This window comes from Agreia pratensis (genome assembly GCF_900177685.1).
In the GTDB taxonomy this organism is placed as follows: Bacteria; Actinomycetota; Actinomycetes; order Actinomycetales; family Microbacteriaceae; genus Agreia; species Agreia pratensis.
The window spans coordinates 1,085,063-1,103,647 of sequence record NZ_FXAY01000001.1 but is presented as its reverse complement, the minus strand read 5'-3'; the positions used below and the strand labels follow the sequence as shown (position 1 = coordinate 1,103,647).

Genomic DNA, 18,585 nt, shown 5'->3' with positions numbered 1-18,585 from the left:
CCGGTCAGTCCTTGACGGCGCCGGCGGTCACGCCGGCCGCCACGTACTTCTGGGCGACGATGAGCAGGATGGCCGCCGGAATGGAGGCGATCACGGCGGTGGCCATGATGCCGTTCCAGTTGGTGGTGGTCGACCCGATGTAGCGGTAGAGCCCCAGGGTGAAGGGCACGATGCTGTTGCCAGATGTCAGCGAGTTCGCGTTGAGGAAGTCGGCCCATGCGAACAGGAACGAGAACAGCCCCGCCGTGACGATCGAGTTGCGGCTGAGGGGGATCACGATCGAGACGAACGCCCGCCAGTTGCTGGCACCGTCGATGCGCGCGGCCTCGATCAACTCGTCGGGGATGCCCAGCATGAAGGCGCGCAGGATGATCACGGCGAAGGGCACCGAGGCCGTGGCATCGGCCAGGATCAGACCCTGGTACGTGTTCAGCAGCCCCAGCGCGTTGTAGATCGCGAAGAGCGCTGTCACGAGCACGATTCCCGGGATCATCTGGGCGAGCAGGAAGACGAACATGACGGCTCCCGTGCCTCGCACCTTGAACTTCGCCATGGCGAAGGCGGCCGGCAGGGCGATGGCCAGAGTCAAGATGACACAGCCGATCGAGATCACGAGGCTTGTGACGAGGTTCGGCAGCTGCGTCGACAGGGCCTGCACGTAGCCGTCGAGCGTCGGGTCGGAGGGGAACAGACTCGGTGGGGTCTGGATCAGGTTCTGGGGTTTCGTCAACGAGACGTTGACCATCCAGTACAGCGGGAACAGGAGGAAGCCGCAGGCGACGATGGCGATCACCAGATCGATGCCGCGACGCAGGCGCGTGGTCTTGGTGATCATCCGAATGTCTCCTTGCGCTGGGCGCGAATGTAGATGAAACCGAAGATGAGGGCGACGACGACCAAGATCTCGCCCGCCGCAGCGCCGACGCCGAACTGGAGGTCGGTGAAAGACTGCTCGTAGGCCCAGGTCGCGATGGTGTGCGAGCTGTTCGCCGGCCCACCCTTGGTCAGGATCCAGATCACGTCGAACACCTTGATCGTATAGACGAGACCGAGAAGCAGCGTCACCGCGGTGACGGGTCGAAGGAGCGGCCAGGTGATGCTCCAGAAGGTGCGCCAGCGGCTGGCTCCGTCGAGAGCGGCCGCCTCGTAGAGACTTTCTGGGATGCCTTGCAGGCCGCCGTGCAGCAGCACCATGTTGAAGGGGATGCCCAGCCAGATGTTCGCGATGATCACCGCCCAGAGCGAAACGGCTGGGTCGGTGAGCCAGCCGACCTGACTGCCGATGGCTGCGTTGAGCACGCCGAACTGCTGGTCGAAGATCCATCTCCACGCGGTGGCGGAGACGATAAGAGGCAGCAGCCACGGCAGAAGGATGAGGGATCGGAACGTGGCAGAGAGCGGGAATCGGCGGGTGAAGAAGAGAGCGAGCGCCATGCCGATGGCGAACTGTCCCGCCAGCGAGACGACCGTGAACAGCACGGTGTGCCAGGCGATGGTGCCGAAGATCGGGTCGGTCACGACGGTCACATAGTTGTCGATGCCGACGAAGTCGGCGTCGCCCGTGATGAAGGAACTGGGCCCGAAGTCCTGCATGCTCAGAACGAATCCCCGGATGATCGGGTAGACGAAGAAGACAGCGAGGAAGATCACCACGGGGGCCATGAAGCCGAGCGCGGCGAGACGGAGTCGGAGGCGGGGCCTGCGGCGGGCGGGCGGCCGGGAGGCCGCTCCGCCCGCGACCGGCGCCGCGAGTACGGCGGTGTCGGTCATGTTATTTCTTCAGGCTCGCGGCGGCATCGTCGAGGGCGGCCTTGGGCGACTTGGATCCCGTCAGCGCCTCCTGAATGGCGGTGTAGAGCGCCTTCGAGGTGTCGGGGTAAGCGACGCCGAGATCGCTCGTGCGGCCCTGTGCCACAGAAATCGCCTCCACCCACGGAACGAGAGCGGGGTTTTCGGTCGCCTGTGCAGCTGCGGCATCGGCGTACGGCATGATGTACGACTGGCCGGTCGCCCATGGCTTCAGGTTGTCGGGTTCGATCATGCACTGCGCGAACTCCGCCGAGAGCTTCTGCTTCGCGGGGTCGGAGACCACGACCTCGACGAACTCGCCGCCGAGCGGACTCGGTGCGGCACCGCCGTCTTTCGCCGGAAGAGGCACGACGCCGTAGTTGATGCCCGCCTCGTCGAGAGCCGACAGCTGCCAGGTGCCGTTGACCATCATGCCGAGCTTGCCGGCGAGGAACTGGTCACGCACGTCCTGTTGGTTGGCATTGACGTTCGACTGCGACGCGGAGCCACTCTTGACCATGTCTGTCCAGAGAGTGAGAGCCGACACCGCATCGTCAGACGAGATGTCGTCGAGGCTCGCGCCGGAGCCCCAGAAGAACGGCAGGAACTGGAAGGTTCCCTCTTCTGAGCCGGCTGCAGAGAAGCCGAGACCCTTGACGTCGCCCGAACTGAGCTTGGTCGCCGCTGCGCTGAGTTCGCTCCAGTTCGTCGGGGGCGTGATGCCCGCGGCGTCGAGCAGGTCTTTGTTGTAGAAGAGGGCGAGGGTGTTCGCGCCGATCGAGGAACCATATGTCTTGCCGTCGAGCTGGCCCGCCGCGAGCACGTTCGGCAGCACGTCGGTCGTCTTGAGGCCCGACGTCTCGTTGTCGACGAAGAGCCCTGTGTCGGCGAACTTCGCGACCGAGGGGTTGTCCATGGTGACGAGATCGGGGGTGCTCTTCGACGCGGCCGACTGCAGCAGCTTCGTGGTGAGGTCGGGGTCGGAGGTGCGCTCGAGAGTGATGCCCGTGCTGGCCTCGCAGCCGGAGAGCAGCTTGCCGTAGGGAGATGATGCGTCGTACTGGGTGAAGCTGTCCCACAGCGTCAACGACTTCGCCGACGAGTCGGATCCTCCGCCGCTGCACGCGCTGAGCGCGACCCCTGTGACGAGTGCGAGGGAGATGGCACCTGCTGTTCGAGTGATGCGATGTTTCACGGTATTCCTCTCTGAATACGGTTGTCTAAGCGACGCTGCCCAGCTCGCACGTCTCGATCGGACGAGTCCGAGGGCGAGATCTTCGCGAGATTGGGGCGAGCCTAACCGAGTTGGAGAACCGGTTCAATAGTTTTCAGAGAACCGGTTCTCCAATCGGGCGAACAATCAGTTTCGAGTGTCAGCCGTTCGCGTCAGCGACGAGTGAAGATGCGGCCGCCCTCGCCCTGCACATAAGGCGCGGTCGTGCCGAAGTCGTGCACGAGAGCCGGAAGGAGTTCGGTGATACCCGGGGACACGGAGCCGCTCAATTCGTCGAGCACGAGATTCACGGCTCTCGAGACCATTTCTTCGCCGGGCAGATCGACGACGGTGACCGGTCGATCGGCGTGCCGCATGACCTCCTCGGGTGCGACCGTCATGATCGAGCAGTCCTCGGGAATCGAGAGTCCCCGCTTCAGCAGCCGATCGATGAACGGTTCGAGCGAACCAGGCCCATGCGTGATGACCGCGCTGAGGCCCGGCAACTCGTCTTGCGCTCGATCAAGCCAGGCATCCACCCCGGCATCGTCATCGACGTTCGGTATGACCGCCCCGCGCACGCCGCGAATCGCGCACTGGTCGAGGAATCCCTCGCGAAAGAGCAGGGCGAACGCGAATCCGTGCTCAGACGAGTCTGTGCCGAGTCCGAGGACCGCGATCTCGGTGTGACCGAGATCTGCCAGATGATCGACCGCAATACGGGCGGCGCGCTTGAAGTCGAGGTCGATGGCGCTGAACGGGCTCGAATCGCCGGGGTAGCCGACGAGCACAGTGGGAAGGCCGATGCTCGCGAGTACCGGCAGCCGAGGGTCGTCTCGACGGATGTCCATGACGATGAGTGCGTCGGCGAGAACATCTCGTGCGAGTTCGTCTTCGCCCGATCCCATCATCAGCAGGTCGAAGCCTCGGGCGCGAGCGGCATACATCGCGGCGCGCACGAAGCGCATGAACACATCGACGTCTGTCTGGCGCGATGACGGGTCGATCGAGGCGAGGAGTCCGAGGATGTTGGTGCGGCGCAGCGCCAGAGCCCGAGCCATGGGGTCGGGGCGATAGCCGAGCCTGGCAACGCTTTCGAGCACGCGGAGCCGTGTCTTCTCGGGCAGTTTCTTGTTGCCCGACAAGACGTACGACACCGTGCTGCGTGCGACGCCGGCATCGGCTGCAACGTCGCGAATTGTCACCATGACCACAGCGTAGCCAGCTTCGAGGGGCAAAAGTTCCGAGCGGAAGCGACGTCGTGTGGCACGCTCGAGCCATGACCTCTGTGCGCCTGACCGGACTGCTGATCTGCGAGACCTCGGATCAGGTGCAGATCGTCATCGATCATCTGCCTCTGCATGTGGAACTCACCCGCTCAGAGCCGGGCTGCGTCTCGTTCGAGGTTGCGCGCACCAAAGATCCGCACGTCTGGCAGGTCGACGAGCAGTTCATGGATGCGGCGTCGTTCGCCGCGCATCAGCAGCGTGTAGCCGCCAGCGAGTGGGGCCGCGCGACGGCCGGAATCGAGAGGCGATACGAGGTCGACGGGCTGCGCTAGCCGGTGCTGCGCTGGTCGAGTAGGCCGCTTGCGGCCGTATCGAGACCGACCGATCATAGTCTCGATACGCTCGTGCCTCGCTACTCGACCAGCGAAGCGGGTCAGTGCTGGGTCTCGAGGCCCCAGGCGGCGGCATCCAATGACCGGATCGCGGCGATCGTCGCGCCGATCGCGGGAACAGCGGTCGAGCCCTGCGCCGTGACGAGGTGAACGGTGCGGTAGTCGGTGGCTGACGGCGGCCGGGTTGCGACTCCCTCGGGCAGCGGCGTCGTCGCGAGGGCGAGCGAGGGCAGCAGCGCGACGCCGAGGCCCGCCGCCACCATGGCCAACACGGCCTGCACATTGTCGGTCTCGTAGCCGAGAGCGGGGGTGAATCCGGATGCCTCGCACAGCTCGACGAGGTGCCCGCGGCACCGCGGGCATCCGGCGATCCATCCCGAGTCGGCGAGACTCGCGAGCTCGATCGACCCGTCGCCCAGCCCGGGAGCATCCGGAACCACGAGCAGCATCTGCTCGCGCCAGAGGGGCAGGGTGACGAGCCCCGACGCGCTCGCGCGGTGAGGATCGTCGGGGTCGCCGGGGTAGCTGAACGTGAGGGCGATGTCGGCGGCGTGGTCGCGCACCGCCTGAACAGCCTCGGGCGGCTCGGCCTCGAGATAGCTGAAGCGCACTCCCGGATGCCGGACGGTGATGTCGCCGAGGAGCCGCGGCACGACGGTCGACGACGCCGAGGGGAAGGCGGCGATGCGCACCAACCCCGAGCGCAATCCAGACAGATCGGCGAGCTCGTCGGCGGCCGAGTCGATGGCGCGAAGCACTGTGGCCGCGTGTCGGGCGAGCACCTCTCCGGCCTCTGTCAGCTCCACCCCGCGGGCGACGCGAGTGAGCACGGGCATGCCCAGCTTCTCTTCGAGGCGCTTGATGCTCTGGCTGATGGCGGGTTGGCTGTAGCCGAGCGCCGCGGCTGCTGCGGTGATCGATCCGCGGTCGGCGATCGCCCTGATCACGCGCAGGGTCTGGGAGTCGAGGTCGGCTGCGACGGCAGATCGCGAGGTCGGGGAGAGGGGCATGGCATCAGCATAATCATTGCTTATGGCGTAGATGCTGAACCTGTCGTTGTCGAATAGCTCAGCAGCGATCATTCTGGATGCATGACAACACTCGCCGAAGCCCGCGCCCAGTTCACAGGGGGCCGGCGATACCTCGGCGCGTGCTCGCTCGGCCTGGCCGGCGCGGCCACTCTTGCGGCCATGCAGGCGGATCAGGCGGACTGGGTGGCCGGCCTCTGCTCGCCCGGCAAATACGACGCCACGATCGACCGCACCCGCGCATCCTTCGCCCGGATGATGAACGTCGACGCGGGCCGGGTGGCCATCGGGTCGCAGACCTCCGCGATGGTCAGTGTGCTGGCAGCCGCGGTGCCCGACGGCGCCGAAGTGCTCTGTGTCGACGGCGACTTCAGCTCGATGGTGTTTCCGTTCGTGGTGGCCGAGAAGCGCGGCGTCGTGGTGCGGCATGTTCCGGTCGAGGCGCTCGCGGCATCCATCACCCCGGCCACGCATCTGGTGGCCTTCTCGCTCGTTCAGTCGGCGTCGGGCAAGGTCGCCGACGTCGATGCGATCGTGGCGGCCTCCCGCGAGAACGGTGCGCTCACCGTGTGCGACACGACGCAGGCGGCGGGCGCCATGCCCGTCGACGCCTCGATCTTCGACGCCACCGTGTGCCACGCCTACAAGTGGTTGTGCGCACCGCGCGGAGCCGCGTTCATGACCCTGAGCGAGGAGTACCAGCAGACGCTGTCGCCGATTCAGGCCAACTGGTACGCCGGCGAAGACATCTGGGGCTCCTGCTACGGACCCACCATGAACCTCGCCGGCGACGCCCGCAGCTTCGACGTGTCGCCGGCCTGGCCGGTGTGGGTCGGAGCTGAACCGGCTATCGAGCTCTTCGCCTCGCTCGACCTAGACGAGGTGCACGCGCACAACGTCGCCCTGGGCGATGCTCTCTGCGACGGGCTCGGCATTCCGCGCCGCGGTCAGGCAATCGTCACGTGGCCGGATGCCGATGGCACCCAGCTCGCGGCTCTCACCGCCGCCGGCATCGTGGCTTCTGGCCGTGCCGGATGCGCGCGGGTGGCATTCCACCTCTGGAACGACGAGCAGGACGTGGCCGACATACTCGCAGCGCTCGCTGTCGCCCCGACGTCGAGATGACGTTATAGGCGCCCCGGAGCTCTCGTGTTGCCAGTTCCGTTGGTCTGAACTGGCAACACCCGGACTCTTCGGCGATCGAATCGGCAACTCGCGAACGACCGACGAGGCACTAGCTGTCGGCTCGCCGCCTCACGTGCACGATCGCCGCCCCGACGGCCCAGCCGAGTACTGTTCCCGCGGTGTTCGTGAGTAGATCGTTGACGTCGGCGGTGCGGCCGACCTGCGCGAGGTACTGACTCAGCTCGATGCCCACCGACAGCAATAGCCCGATCAGCAGAGCCACAGAGAAACGCACGCCCGCCGCGACGAGCAGCAGCCCGAGCGGAATGAACACGCCCACGTTGAGCACCGCATCGACAACCGCGCTGGGGCCTTGGAACGATAGCGGCACGAGGTTGAGCAGCGAGCCTTTTCCGGAGCCCGGTCGCATCGTCATGAAGAGAAGCCCCGCCAGCCACGCGGTTAGAGAGACGACGATGCAGATGCCGTCGAGGCGCGCGCTGCGCGACTCGCCCCCTCGACGCGCACGCCGCAGTACGAGTAGGACGCCCGCGATGCTCACAACGACGAGCAGTGCCGCGAATGCGAGCTCGAACGAGAAGCTGTTCACGCCGTGATGCGCAGGCTCACGCGCTTCTTCTTGCCCTTTTTGCCGAGGCGTTCGATGAACATGAAAATGCGGTATTCAAGACGGTACTTAGCAAGGAACACACGCTCCTGGCTGGCGCGAGCCTCGTCGGTGTCGACGATCTCGGCGCGAGCGGCAACGGCGGGGGCGTCGTCGGCCACCTTGCCCATCCGGTCGGATGGGCGCAGCTCGACGCGGTCGTCGTTGCGCAGCCGCTTCACCTTGCCGGTTCCATCGGGGGTCGTGACGATGAGGGCATCGCCGTCTCGTGCGATCCACACCGGAGTCGGCACGCCCTCGCCGGTCTTGCGAAAGGTGGTGAGCGACACGAACCGCTCGTCGGCGATCGAGGCGAGCGCGGCATCCAGAGTCATGGGCTAACCCTAACCGCCGTAGCAGGTACCGAAGCAGACAGTGGGTACCGGCGCACCGGGTACCACAGTCCGCGCGGGTACCCGCTGCCTGGCTAGTCGATCAGGTCGAGGGCGGCAAGGCGGCGCAGGGTCTCACGGCCCGCGGGTGGGCAGCGGTGGGCATCGAGTGTGGTCACCCAGTGCACGGCGTCGACCTCGGCGGATGCGATGGGCTCGTCGGGCGTCGCCCCCGCGAACACGCGCATCTCGACGAGCCGGCCATCCGGTTCGCCGTGCGCCTGCACGGTCACCGTGAAGAGCTCGGCGACAGACGCGGGGTCGAGCTCGACCGAGACCTCTTCGCGCCCCTCACGGATCGCCGCGTCGAACGCCGTCTCACCGGGATCGATCTTGCCTCCGGGCATATAGATGACGTCGCGGCCGCGCGCCGTGACCATAAGAACCTGGCGGTCACGCACCAGTGCCACCGCCGCGACGAGGATCGTGGACAGCTCAGCCGGCTCAGCCATCGAGCGCGTTCCGGGCATTCCACTCCACATCGAGGATCGCGTAGACGGCGAGGTCACCCCACTCGCCCTTGAAGATCTCGCTGTGCACGAAATGGGCCTCGAGGCGCATGCCCAGCCGCGCGCAGAGCGCAGCCGACGCGGTGTTGCGCGGGTCGAGCTCGGCGATGACGCGGTGCGAACCGAGTTCATCAAAGGCGAGAGTCAGAACGCGGGATGCGGCCTCGGTCGCGTAGCCCTTGCCCTCGTATTCCGGGTTCAGCACCCAGCCGATCGTGGCCTGGCGATGCTCGACGCTCGAGAGAACGAGAGTCATGTCGCCGATGATGCGCGGGCGCGCGGCAGGGTCGTCGGCCGACGGTGCCAGCTCCATGCCCAGAACGATCACGTCGCCGTCAGTGGCCAGGGTGGTGTTGAGTCTGCGCGCCAGGTGCTCGGCGACCTCGTCGCGATTGCGCTTCGGCCAGGGCAGATAGCGGATCACATCGTCGCGCCCGGCGTAGGCGAAGACGTCGTCAAGATCGTCAGGAGTGAGCGTGCGCAAAAGCAGATGCTCGGTGCGGACGGGCTCCGTCACGCGCAGCACGGCCTCGCCGCTCACTCAGGCTCCGGGCGCGCGGTGCGTGAGGGGCAGAGTGGACGCGACGACGGCCTCGGCAACGGCGGGCGACGCCTGCAGGCCGAACAATGCTTCGACGGCCGCGAACACGGTCTCGGTTCCGCCCGTGCGTGCGAGCTCGCGGGCTCGCACCGACGGGGTGTGCAGAATCACGCCGACCAGGTGCCGCAGCGCGCGTTCGGTCTCGTCTGACGAGTCTCCGCGCGATCGGGCCCGGGCGATCTCGTCGTCGAGCAGGTCGAAGAGGTGCGAGCGCAGGGCCACCACGGCAGGGGCGACCTCGGCCTCGGCGCGGGATGCGCGATACTCGGCTGCCGCCTCGCCCACCAGCGCGCGTGCGTGCGACTCGGCGTTCAGCTCTTCGAGGGGAGCGTGCAGGCTCACTGTCTCGAGGTCGAGCAGTTCGGTGCCCGAGACGGTGGAGACCGCCGGGTCGACGTTGCGCGGCAATCCGAGGTCGATCACGAGGCGGCGTTCGACGGCGCCCTCGATGTCGGCTGCGGCGTTCAGCTGCTCGGCGGTGAGCACGACAGTGGGTGCGGTGCTGCAGGTGACGATCACATCGGATGCCGCAATCGCCTCGACCAGCTCGGCCTTCGCGACGGCCTGCAGCTGGTGCGAGGCGGCGAAGTTCGCGGCGCGGCCCGACGGCGAGTAGACCCGCACGTTGGTGACCCCGCGGTCGCGGAGGGCGGCGAGGCTGGCTCGGGCGTAGCGGCCTGTGCCCACGAGAAGAACGGTGGTACCGGCCCAGTCGGTGACGCGGCTCTCGGCCAGATCGAGCGCCAGACGCACAAGACTGCGGCCCGCTCCGCCGAGGCCGGTCTTCGTCTTGACACCGCGTGAGGTCTTCGACGCGCGCTGGAACAGGCGCTCGAGATCGCTCGAGGTGGTGTGCTCGACTCGGGCGGTGGTGAGGGCTCGGCGAACCTGGCCGGCGATCTCGTCTTCGCCGATGGCGACCGACTCGAGCCCGCTCGACACAGAGAAGAGATGCTCGGCGACCGTGTCGCCGCAGAGAACGGTGAGGGTGTTGCGCACGTCGTCGACGTCGACGACGGATGCCTCGGCCAGCACCTCGATGGCCTGCTCGGCCGCGAGAGCGGCGGCCGCGGTGAGCGGCTCGTCGACGTCGAGGTAGGCCTCGAAGCGGTTGCAGGTGGCCAGAACAACGGCACCCTGAATGAAGTCGCTCTCGGTCACGAGCGAGGTGGCGAGGGAGGGTGCGCCGATCGACAGCTTCTCGAGAAGATCGAAGCTGGCGTTGCGATGGTTCGCAGTCAGGCAGAGCAGCACCTGACAAGTCTACGGTGCGTAGAACACTGCTCAGGTAGCGCAGCTAAAATCGCCCGGTGACTTCGACAAACGCCGCAACCACCCTGCCCGCCGATCATCCCCTTGTCGACGGGCGCACGGCATCCAGCGCTCTCGTCACCACCTATAGAGGTGAACGTGGCGACGTGACGCCCGTATGGTTCATGCGGCAGGCGGGCCGCTCGCTGCCCGAGTACCGCGAGTTGCGGGTCGGAACGCAGATGCTCGACGCCTGTCTCGACCCCGAGCTCTCGAGCGAGATCACGCTGCAGCCCGTGCGTCGGCACGGAGTCGACGCGGGCATCTTCTTCAGTGACATCGTGATTCCCCTGAAGCTGGCCGGAGTCGACGTCGACATCGTTCCCGGCCGCGGACCGGTGCTCGGCAAGCCCGTTCGCACCGCCGCGGATGTGGCCGCGCTGCCCACGCTCGACCCCTCCGCACTTGCTCCCGTCGCCGCGGGAGTCGCCCGAACGGTCGCGCAGCTCGGCACCACCCCGCTCATCGGATTCGCCGGTGCCCCCTTCACTCTCGCCGCCTATCTCGTCGAGGGTGGCCCGTCGAAAGACCACCTGCGGGCGCGCACCCTGATGCACGCCGATCCGGATGCCTGGGCCGGCCTGCTCGATTGGGCCGCGACGGTCACGGGTCAGTTCTTACGCGCGCAGGTTGTCGCTGGAGCCTCGGCGGCGCAGCTGTTCGACTCGTGGGTGGGATCGCTGTCGCTCGCCGACTACACGGCCCATGTGCAGCGGCACTCGGCGAAGGCGCTCTCCGCCGTGGCCGAGCTCGGTGTTCCTCGGGTGCACTTCGGTGTCGGTAGCGGCGAGGTTCTCGAGGCCATGCACGAGATCGGTGCCGACGTGATGGGTGTCGACTGGCGCATCCCGCTGGCCGAGGCGAGCCGTCGTCTCGGCGGAGGAGTTCCACTGCAGGGCAATGTCGACCCCGCGCTGCTCGCCGCGCCCTGGCCCGTGCTCGAGAGGCACGTGCTCGATGTTCTCGAGAGCGGAAAGGCCGCTCCCGCCCACGTGCTCAACCTGGGGCATGGGGTTCCGCCCGAGACCGATCCCGACGTGCTCACCCGCATCGTCGAACTCGTGCACTCACGATGACCACCTCGGCCAATAGCGACGAGCACGCCGCTGATTCTGAACAAAAGCCCGTCGACTTCGATGTCGTCGTCATCGGGGCCGGTGTTGCCGGACTCGTCTCGGCGCGGGAGTGCGCGCGCAAGGGCCTCCGGGTCGTCGTGCTCGACGCGGCCGAGACCCCGGGCGGATTCGTGGCGACGCACGAGGTGTCCGGCATCCGGCTCGACAGCGGGGCGGAGAGCTTCGCCACCCGCGGGGGAGAGAAGGGCAAGCCCGGACCCGTCGCGACGCTGATCGCCGACCTCGGGCTGGGCGACGAGATCGCCACTCCCAACTCCCGCGGGGCATGGGTGCAGTTGCCCGGTGGGGCGGCGCCACTGCCGAAACTGAGCCTCCTCGGAATCCCGGGCGCCCCGCTCGCCGACGACGTGCGCCGCATCCTCGGCTGGAAGGGCGCGTTGCGGGCGCAGCTCGACCGATATATTCCGCTTCTGCGCGTGCGGCCTGAGACCGACCTCGGTGGCATCGTGCGCCGCCGTATGGGTCGGGCGGTGCTCGACCGCCTGGTGACACCGATCGTCGCCGGGGTGCACTCGGCGTCGCCGAACGTCATCGACGTGCACGCCGTGGCCCCCGGACTCACGAAGGCCATGACAAATCAGGGCTCGCTGTCTGGGGCGGTACTCGCCCTGCTCGAGGAGCGTGGAACCAAGGTGGCCGCCGGCTCCGCAGTCGCAGGGCTCGACGGTGGCATGTATCGACTCGTCGAGGCCCTGGTCGCCGACTGCGAGAAGTTCGGCGTCGAATTCCGGATGTCCACCGCCGTGCGGAGCACCGGACCGCTCCCTGAACACAACGGCCTCTGGAGCACCACAGCGGTGGCAGTCGAAGACGAGTCCGAGCCGATCGAAGTCACCTCGCGAGCTGTGGTCGTCGCTACGTCGTTCCGCACCGGCCTCGCACTTCTCGATGGGCTCGGCATCGACACGGGAGCCCCCGAGGCGTGGCCCGCGCCTGCCTCGGTAGAGCTCGCCACCCTCGTGGTCGACGATGCCCGCCTCGACGCGGCCCCGCGGGGAACCGGCGTGCTCGTCGCCACCGGCGTTCCCGGCATCCAGGCCAAGGCGCTCACCCACGCGACCGCCAAATGGAACTGGCTGGCCCAGGCTGCAGGTTCCGGCAGGCACGTGCTGCGCCTCTCCTACGATCTCGACGCCGTCACGCCGCCGCCCACGAAGGCCCAGGCGCTGTCGGATGCGACGGCGCTGCTGGGCCTCACCCTCGATGAGAGTTCGGTGCGCGGCTTCGCCCGCACTCGCTGGAACGACTCCTTGGCGTTCGCCACCGTCGGACACCGCGCCAGGGTCGAGGCGCTGCGCTCCCAAGCGGATGCCGTTCCCGGGCTCCTCGTGGTCGGCGCCTGGATGGCGGGCACCGGCCTGGCCGCCACGGTCGCGCAGTCGCGCACCGCGGCATCCGACTTCGCCTTCGAGCTGCGCGCCGGGCACGCGTGACCCCGGCCGTCGACCGATGAAGCAGTGGGCTCAGCTGGCCTTCCGCAGCTCGCGCAGGTACTTGGCCTCTGCCTCGTAGTACGCGGCCTCGTCGCGCAGGTGCGGCTTCGACAGCTCGTCGGCCTTCTCGATCGACATCTGCGCCAGATCGACGAGGCGGATGATCGCTACGCGGAGCACATCATCCCAACTCGCGTCGGAGCCGTACGCCTCGAGGATGATGCCCACCCGGCGCCGCGCCTCTTCCATGCCGGGTGCACCCTCGGGTGTCGACCCGGTCAGGGGAACAATGCGGGTCGCGAAGTAGGCGATGTCCCACAGGCGAGGCCCGGGCGAGCACATGTCGAAGTCGATGGCGCCAACGAAGTGCCCGTCGCGAAAGGCGAGGTTGTGCGGTGAGAAGTCGTTGTGGCAGATCACCTCGGCCGGAACCTTGCTGCGTGACTGCCACACCGCGTCGTCGAGACCGAAGCCGATGCTGGCATCGTGCAACTCACGCAGCCGCGCGGCGCACTCGGCGAGGAGAGACTCGCTCCATACCCACTCCGGAAGCGGGTACAGCGGAACGTCACCCTCGATGAACGAGAGCCTCTCACGCTCGCCCTCGATGCCGAGCGCTCGCGGAGCCCAGTCGATTCCCGCCAGCGAGAGGTAGTCGAGGTATCGGTGAACGGTGGGAGTCCAGGGCCCCGCCTGTCGAAGAACCGTGTCGCCACTGCGTTCCACCACGTTCATGTTGCCGCCTGAGAGGAGTCCGTCCATAGCGCCAGCATAGAAGTGAGCGAGTCGCCCCACGCTGGCCGCGCCGGAATCGCTGGCCGCACCTAACACACCCGCGGAGGGAAAGGCATCCCGTTCGCCGTTCAGGCGGCAAGGTCTACGCTTATAGCTCACGCCAACTCTCTATGGATCGGAGTCGTTATGCGCGGCAAGTTGATTTTGGTGGTCGGTCTGGCCACAGGCTACGTTCTCGGCTCGCGTGCCGGTCGGCCGCGGTACGAGCAGATCAAGGCAGGTGCCGACAAGGTGTGGAACCTTGCACCCGTGCAACAGGTCGCCGGGGCCGTCAAGGAGTTCGCCGGCCAGCGCGTCGACACGGTGCAGGTGAAGGCCGGAAACGCCACGAAGAAGGCGGTGCGTTCGCTGCTGCACCTCGATGACGCTCCCGCGAAGGGTGCCAGCTCGAAGTCCGCCGGCGCGGCGAAGAAGAAGGCCTCCACAACGAAGGCCTCGACGATGAAGCCGGCCACGCCCGCTCCTGCCTCGGCAGACGACGAGTAGGGCGCGTCCGATGACGAACCTTCCCAACCCGGCTCGCAAGAAGTCGCTCGGCGAACTTCTCGGCGAACTTCCGGGCCTGCTCACGAAGCTCGTCAAAGATGAGATCGAGGGCCTGAAGCGCGAGATCACCTCACGCCTCGCCAAGCTCGGAGTCGGCGCAGCACTGTTCGTCGTCGCCGCGCTTCTGGGCTTCTTCGCGCTCGCGGTGCTCATCGCAGCCGCAGTGCTCGGCCTCGCGACGGTCTTCCAGCCGTGGGCCGCAGCCCTCATCGTGGCCGGGGCGCTTCTCGTCATCGTCGCGATTCTGGTGCTGGTCGGCGTGCGCTCGATCAAGAAGGGCATCCCGCCGATTCCCGAGGACTCGGTCGACAGCCTCAAGAAAGATGTCAACGCGATCAAGGGACTCGGCCGATGAGCACCGATAGAAAAGACGCACCCATCGACGGCGCGGCAGTTCGTGCCACGACCCAGATGGCGAAGACCGCTTTGCAGGGCGACGGCAAGCCGGAGGCGCCGCAGCGCAGTTCGGCAGAGCTCGCCGCCGACATCGTGAAGAACAGGGAGGCGCTCGCCGCCAACCTCGATGCCATCGAATACAAGCTCAACGTGCCGAAGCAGGCCAAGCTCGCCGCGGCCGAGATCTCCAACAAGATCCGAGTGCTGCGCGACGAGAACCCCGTGGCCCTGGCTGCAGCGATCGGTGGCCTCGCGGTCGCGGTGGGCGGAGCTGTGTTCGTGGCCGTTCGGGCTATTTCCAGGCGCTGAGCGCATGATCTCGTGGCGTGCCATCGCCACTGACTACTCACACGAAATGAATGAGGAACATGACTGACCCGACAGTCGAGCAGACCACCACGCCCGCCGATGAGGTCATCGGCTACACGCTGTGGGCCGTATTCAGACGAAATCCCGACCGAGCGACGACACTCGATGGGCACGACGTCGCGAATGCCGTCGGCCAACTCGATGACGCGATCGCGATCGTCGAGGCCGAGGGTGTCGTCGTGCGTGGCCTCTACGACGTGTCTGGTCTCAGAGCGGATGCCGATGTCATGTTCTGGCTGCACGGTCCCGTTCCCGAGACACTCCAGTGGGCACTGCGCGAGCTGCGTCGCACGGGCCTGATCCAGCCACTGCTTCCGACGTGGAACGCCATGGGTGTACACCGCGCCGCGGAGTTCAGCGCGAACCACCTTCCCGCGTTCATGCGTGGCAAGGAGCCGGCCGCCTGGCTCACGGTGTATCCGTTCGTGCGCAGCTACGAGTGGTACCTGCTGCCCGACGAGGAGCGTCGCGCCATGCTCGGCGAGCACGGTCGCAAGGGCAGCGAGTTCCGCAGCGTGCTCGCTAACACGGTGGCATCGTTCGCCCTCGGCGACTACGAGTGGATCCTCGGCCTCGAAGACGACAACCTGCTGAACCTGGTCGACCTCATGCGCGATCTGCGCCAGACGGATGCCCGTCGGCACGTGCGCGAAGAGGTTCCGTTCTTCACCGGTCGCCGTATCACCACGGCCGAGGTCATCGAGGTGCTCCAGTGAGCGAGTTGGTGCGCAACGCAACGCCGGCAGCGGCCGAAGGCCCCGAGCACGTCACAGAGCCCACGCAGTACGACGCCATTCTGCTGGCATCGTTCGGCGGGCCTGAGGGCCAAGACGACGTCATTCCCTTTCTCCGCAACGTCACGCGCGGCCGGGGCATCCCTGAAGAGCGGCTCGAAGAGGTCGCCCACCACTACCGCGCGTTCGACGGCATCAGCCCGATCAACGCGCAGAACCGCGCGCTGCAGATCGCTCTGCAGGCCGAGGTCGACCGCCGCGGACTGAACCTGCCGGTGATCTGGGGCAACCGCAACTGGGATCCTTACCTCGCCGACGCGCTGCGCGAGGCATCCGATGCCGGCCACAAGAAGCTGATCGCCATCGCGACCAGCGCCTACAGCTCGTACTCGAGCTGCCGCCAGTACCGCGAGGACTTCGCGATGGCGCTCGACGAGTCTGGCCTCGGCGACGTGCTCGAGATCGACAAGGTGCGTCAGTTCTTCGACCACCCCGGCTTCGTCGAGCCGTTCATCGAGGGTGTGCGCGAGGGCTTCGCCCAGCTCGCCGCAGAGGTGCCCGATCTCAACCTCGAGACAGAGGTCGAGGTTCTGTTCTCGACGCACTCGATCCCGTCGACGGATGCCGCCCGCTCGGGCCCCGAGGCCCGTGGATTCGGCGAGGGTGGCGCGTATCAGGCCCAGCACCTCGCGGTCGCCGAGGCTGTCATGCTCGCCGCGGAGTCCAGTGCCCCGTGGCAGTTGGTGTTCCAGTCGCGCAGCGGCCCGCCCTCGATGCCGTGGCTCGAGCCCGACATCAACGATGCGATCGCCGAATTGCCGGCCCGCGGCATCCGGGCTGTCATCATCGTGCCCCTCGGTTTCGTCAGCGACCACATGGAGGTGAAGTGGGACCTCGATAACGAGGCTCTGACCTCGGCCGCCGAAGCCGGCCTAGCGGCCGTGCGGGTGCCGACCCCGGGCATCCACCCGGCCTACGTTTCGGGGCTCGTCGATCTCGTACTCGAGCGGGTGCAGGCGACGCCCGCGGCGGAGCGTCCGGCAGTGACCAAGCTCGGCCCCTGGTACGACGTGTGCCGCCCGGGCTGCTGCGAGAACGTACGCTTGGGGTTCAAGCCCGCGATCTCCGGACTCGCGCCCTAACCCTTCGTTCCATTCTGAGAGCTCTTCTGTTTTGACCCGAATCCTTCGCATCGCCACCCGTGGCAGCGCGCTCGCGCGCGCCCAGACGGGCATGGTCGCCGACCAGATCACCGCGGCGACCGGCGTGCCGACCGAGCTCGTGATCATCAAGACAGAGGGTGACACATCGAGGGAATCGCTCGCGTCGCTGGGGGGAACCGGCGTGTTCGCGAGTGCGCTGCGTGAAGCTCTGACACGCGGCGAGGTCGATCTCATCGTGCACTCGCTCAAAGACCTGCCGACGGCCGCATACCCAGGGCTCGTCATCGGCGGGGTTCCCGAGAGGGAGGATGCGCGCGACGTTCTCTGCGCACAGGGAGGCGTCTCGCTCGCTGATCTGCCCGAGGGCGCTCGAGTGGGAACCGGTTCTCCGCGCCGTCGTGCCCAATTGTTATCACTTCGTCCTGATCTGGAGGTCGTAGATATTCGAGGGAATGTCGACACACGACTACGATCGGTTGAACGGGGAGACCTTCACGGCGTCGTGTTGGCTGCAGCCGGACTCGAACGACTGGGTCGGCTGGCGGAGGCGTCGGAGTTCTTTGATCTTGAGCTGTGGCCGACCGCGCCCGGCCAAGGCGCTCTCGCCATCGAGGCGCGAGAAGGAGACGACATCACTGAGCTGTTGAGCATCGAACACGGGCTGACACGCACCGCTGTTCGAGCCGAAAGATCTGTTCTCGCCACCCTCGAAGCCGGATGCGCCGCGCCGATCGGCGCGCACGCCACTCTCGACGGCGATCTGCTCGTTCTCACCGCTGTGGTCTACGCCCCGTCTGGTGAGGCAGAGCTCGGATGCACCCGCAGCGCCACACTGACCGGGGTGGATGACGGCGTAGTGGCCGAGGCTCTCGGCGCAGCGGTCGCTGCGCAGTTGCTCGAAGACGGAGCAGCCGAGCTGGCTCCGCTCGGAGGCGCCGCATGATGACGCCGTGGAGCAATCGTCCGCTCGGCGGATGGCGCGTGCTGGTTCCGCGAGGCGGCCCGTGGGGCCACGGCGTGGCATCCGATCTTCGCGCGGCAGGCGCCACGCCTGTCGTCGCCCCCATGATCAATTTCGCCGCAGCCGACGACGACGGAGCGCTCACTGTGGCTCTCGCATCGCTCGCCGCAGGAAAGTTCGACTGGCTGACGGTCACGAGCGCCACCACGGTCGACGTTCTCGCGGCGCACCAGGCCACCGTCCCGGAGTCGACGCACATCGCGGCCGTCGGAGAGACGACAGCCGCGGCGCTGACCGCTGCCGGCTATCAGGTCGACCTGGTTCCACCGGAAGACAACTCGGCAAAGGGGCTGCTGCGTGAGCTCGCCCAGTTCGAGCAGTACGGCGCGGAGCTGCGCATTCTGACGCTGCGCAGCGACATCGCCAAGCCCGTTCTCACCGAGGGACTCATCGCTCGCGGTCACACCGTCGAATCGGTCGTCGCGTATAGAACCATCGGGGTTCCGGTCGATGAAGCGATCGTGCGTGACATTCAGGCCGGCGCGTTCAAAGCGGTGTTCGTGACGTCGGGCAGTGTGGCAGAACAGGTGCAGTTGCAGTTCGGCAGCATGCCCGAAACCACGATCGTGGCTGCGATCGGCCCGCAGACTGCGCGCGATGCAGCGGCGTACGGCGTGCGCGTCGACCTCGTGGCGAAGGAGCGTAGCGCGGTATCGCTGATCGACGCGATCGTCGAAGTGGCGAAGGCTCAGAAGTCTGACGACGAATAGCCACCGGGCGTACAGCGTTACCGACTT

At 67.0% G+C, this 18,585-nt stretch carries 22 protein-coding genes; 11 read left to right on the top strand and 11 right to left on the bottom strand.

Annotation, left to right across the window (positions count from 1 at the left end):
• Positions 1–4: 4 nt before the first annotated feature.
• The 4 genes from B9Y86_RS05260 to B9Y86_RS05245 form a co-directional block, all read right to left on the bottom strand.
• Positions 5–835 carry a carbohydrate ABC transporter permease gene (locus B9Y86_RS05260; protein ID WP_085483561.1) on the bottom strand — a complete coding sequence of 277 codons (831 nt, stop codon included), beginning with the start codon at positions 833–835 and terminating at the stop codon, positions 5–7.
• Positions 832–1,770, bottom strand: coding sequence for a carbohydrate ABC transporter permease (locus B9Y86_RS05255; RefSeq protein ID WP_085483559.1), 939 nt, complete (start codon positions 1,768–1,770; stop codon positions 832–834). The genes B9Y86_RS05260 and B9Y86_RS05255 overlap by 4 nt, the downstream gene beginning before the upstream one ends.
• 1 nt (position 1,771) lies before the next feature.
• Positions 1,772–2,983, bottom strand: coding sequence for a sugar ABC transporter substrate-binding protein (locus B9Y86_RS05250; protein WP_085483557.1), 1,212 nt, complete (start codon positions 2,981–2,983; stop codon positions 1,772–1,774).
• Between the two features lie 191 nt (positions 2,984–3,174).
• The gene (locus B9Y86_RS05245) at positions 3,175–4,209 is read right to left on the bottom strand and encodes a LacI family DNA-binding transcriptional regulator (RefSeq protein WP_085483556.1); all 1,035 of its coding nucleotides are present in this window, start codon (positions 4,207–4,209) and stop codon (positions 3,175–3,177) included.
• Between the two features lie 71 nt (positions 4,210–4,280).
• On the opposite strand from B9Y86_RS05245, the gene B9Y86_RS05240 reads away from it, so the two are divergent.
• Complete coding sequence (locus B9Y86_RS05240) at positions 4,281–4,562, top strand: putative quinol monooxygenase (protein ID WP_085483555.1); 282 nt, start codon at positions 4,281–4,283, stop codon at positions 4,560–4,562.
• Between the two features lie 101 nt (positions 4,563–4,663).
• Here B9Y86_RS05240 and B9Y86_RS05235 read toward each other — a convergent pair whose 3' ends face one another.
• On the bottom strand, positions 4,664–5,632 hold the full coding sequence (locus B9Y86_RS05235) for a LysR family transcriptional regulator (RefSeq protein WP_085483843.1): 969 nt from the start codon (positions 5,630–5,632) through the stop codon (positions 4,664–4,666).
• A gap of 81 nt (positions 5,633–5,713) precedes the next feature.
• Between B9Y86_RS05235 and B9Y86_RS05230 the strand changes: the two genes are divergently transcribed.
• Positions 5,714–6,775 carry an aminotransferase class V-fold PLP-dependent enzyme gene (locus B9Y86_RS05230; protein WP_085483554.1) on the top strand — a complete coding sequence of 354 codons (1,062 nt, stop codon included), beginning with the start codon at positions 5,714–5,716 and terminating at the stop codon, positions 6,773–6,775.
• A gap of 109 nt (positions 6,776–6,884) precedes the next feature.
• Here B9Y86_RS05230 and B9Y86_RS05225 read toward each other — a convergent pair whose 3' ends face one another.
• The 5 genes from B9Y86_RS05225 to B9Y86_RS05205 form a co-directional block, all read right to left on the bottom strand.
• Positions 6,885–7,385 (bottom strand): VanZ family protein, encoded by a 501-nt coding sequence (locus B9Y86_RS05225; protein WP_085483552.1) that lies wholly within the window; start codon positions 7,383–7,385, stop codon positions 6,885–6,887.
• Positions 7,382–7,777 carry a PPOX class F420-dependent oxidoreductase gene (locus tag B9Y86_RS05220; RefSeq protein ID WP_085483550.1) on the bottom strand — a complete coding sequence of 132 codons (396 nt, stop codon included), beginning with the start codon at positions 7,775–7,777 and terminating at the stop codon, positions 7,382–7,384. The genes B9Y86_RS05225 and B9Y86_RS05220 overlap by 4 nt, the downstream gene beginning before the upstream one ends.
• Positions 7,778–7,869: 92 nt before the next feature.
• Positions 7,870–8,286 (bottom strand): NUDIX hydrolase, encoded by a 417-nt coding sequence (locus B9Y86_RS05215; protein WP_085483841.1) that lies wholly within the window; start codon positions 8,284–8,286, stop codon positions 7,870–7,872.
• A complete protein-coding gene (locus B9Y86_RS05210) occupies positions 8,279–8,884 on the bottom strand; it encodes a GNAT family N-acetyltransferase (RefSeq protein WP_217809163.1) in 606 nt (201 codons plus the stop codon). Before B9Y86_RS05210 ends, B9Y86_RS05215 begins: the two co-directional genes overlap by 8 nt.
• Entirely contained in the window at positions 8,885–10,198 is a 1,314-nt protein-coding gene (locus B9Y86_RS05205; RefSeq protein WP_085483548.1) for a glutamyl-tRNA reductase, read from the bottom strand. It abuts the gene before it with no gap.
• A gap of 56 nt (positions 10,199–10,254) precedes the next feature.
• On the opposite strand from B9Y86_RS05205, the gene hemE reads away from it, so the two are divergent.
• Positions 10,255–11,331: a uroporphyrinogen decarboxylase gene (hemE, locus tag B9Y86_RS05200; protein WP_244894636.1), complete on the top strand. Its 1,077-nt coding sequence runs from the start codon at positions 10,255–10,257 to the stop codon at positions 11,329–11,331.
• Positions 11,328–12,824 carry a protoporphyrinogen/coproporphyrinogen oxidase gene (locus B9Y86_RS05195; protein ID WP_085483546.1) on the top strand — a complete coding sequence of 499 codons (1,497 nt, stop codon included), beginning with the start codon at positions 11,328–11,330 and terminating at the stop codon, positions 12,822–12,824. The genes hemE and B9Y86_RS05195 overlap by 4 nt, the downstream gene beginning before the upstream one ends.
• 30 nt (positions 12,825–12,854) lie before the next feature.
• On the opposite strand, the gene B9Y86_RS05190 is transcribed toward B9Y86_RS05195, so the two are convergent.
• Positions 12,855–13,586 (bottom strand): phosphotransferase, encoded by a 732-nt coding sequence (locus B9Y86_RS05190; protein ID WP_085483544.1) that lies wholly within the window; start codon positions 13,584–13,586, stop codon positions 12,855–12,857.
• 159 nt (positions 13,587–13,745) lie between these two features.
• Here B9Y86_RS05190 and B9Y86_RS05185 point away from each other — a divergent pair, with 159 nt between their 5' ends.
• Genes B9Y86_RS05185 through B9Y86_RS05155 form a run of 7 tightly spaced genes read left to right on the top strand, consistent with a single transcriptional unit; the run spans position 13,746 to position 18,558 of the window.
• Positions 13,746–14,105, top strand: coding sequence for a hypothetical protein (locus B9Y86_RS05185; RefSeq protein ID WP_085483541.1), 360 nt, complete (start codon positions 13,746–13,748; stop codon positions 14,103–14,105).
• 10 nt (positions 14,106–14,115) lie between these two features.
• On the top strand, positions 14,116–14,520 hold the full coding sequence (locus B9Y86_RS05180; protein ID WP_085483539.1) for a phage holin family protein: 405 nt from the start codon (positions 14,116–14,118) through the stop codon (positions 14,518–14,520).
• Positions 14,517–14,870: a DUF3618 domain-containing protein gene (locus B9Y86_RS05175; protein ID WP_085483537.1), complete on the top strand. Its 354-nt coding sequence runs from the start codon at positions 14,517–14,519 to the stop codon at positions 14,868–14,870. Before B9Y86_RS05180 ends, B9Y86_RS05175 begins: the two co-directional genes overlap by 4 nt.
• A gap of 50 nt (positions 14,871–14,920) precedes the next feature.
• Entirely contained in the window at positions 14,921–15,646 is a 726-nt protein-coding gene (gene hemQ, locus B9Y86_RS05170; protein ID WP_139824733.1) for a hydrogen peroxide-dependent heme synthase, read from the top strand.
• A complete protein-coding gene (locus B9Y86_RS05165; protein WP_085483533.1) occupies positions 15,643–16,806 on the top strand; it encodes a ferrochelatase in 1,164 nt (387 codons plus the stop codon). Before hemQ ends, B9Y86_RS05165 begins: the two co-directional genes overlap by 4 nt.
• A 31-nt stretch (positions 16,807–16,837) precedes the next feature.
• Complete coding sequence (gene hemC / locus B9Y86_RS05160; RefSeq protein ID WP_085483531.1) at positions 16,838–17,770, top strand: hydroxymethylbilane synthase; 933 nt, start codon at positions 16,838–16,840, stop codon at positions 17,768–17,770.
• Positions 17,770–18,558 (top strand): uroporphyrinogen-III synthase, encoded by a 789-nt coding sequence (locus tag B9Y86_RS05155; protein ID WP_139824755.1) that lies wholly within the window; start codon positions 17,770–17,772, stop codon positions 18,556–18,558. Before hemC ends, B9Y86_RS05155 begins: the two co-directional genes overlap by 1 nt.
• Positions 18,559–18,585 lie beyond the last annotated feature (27 nt).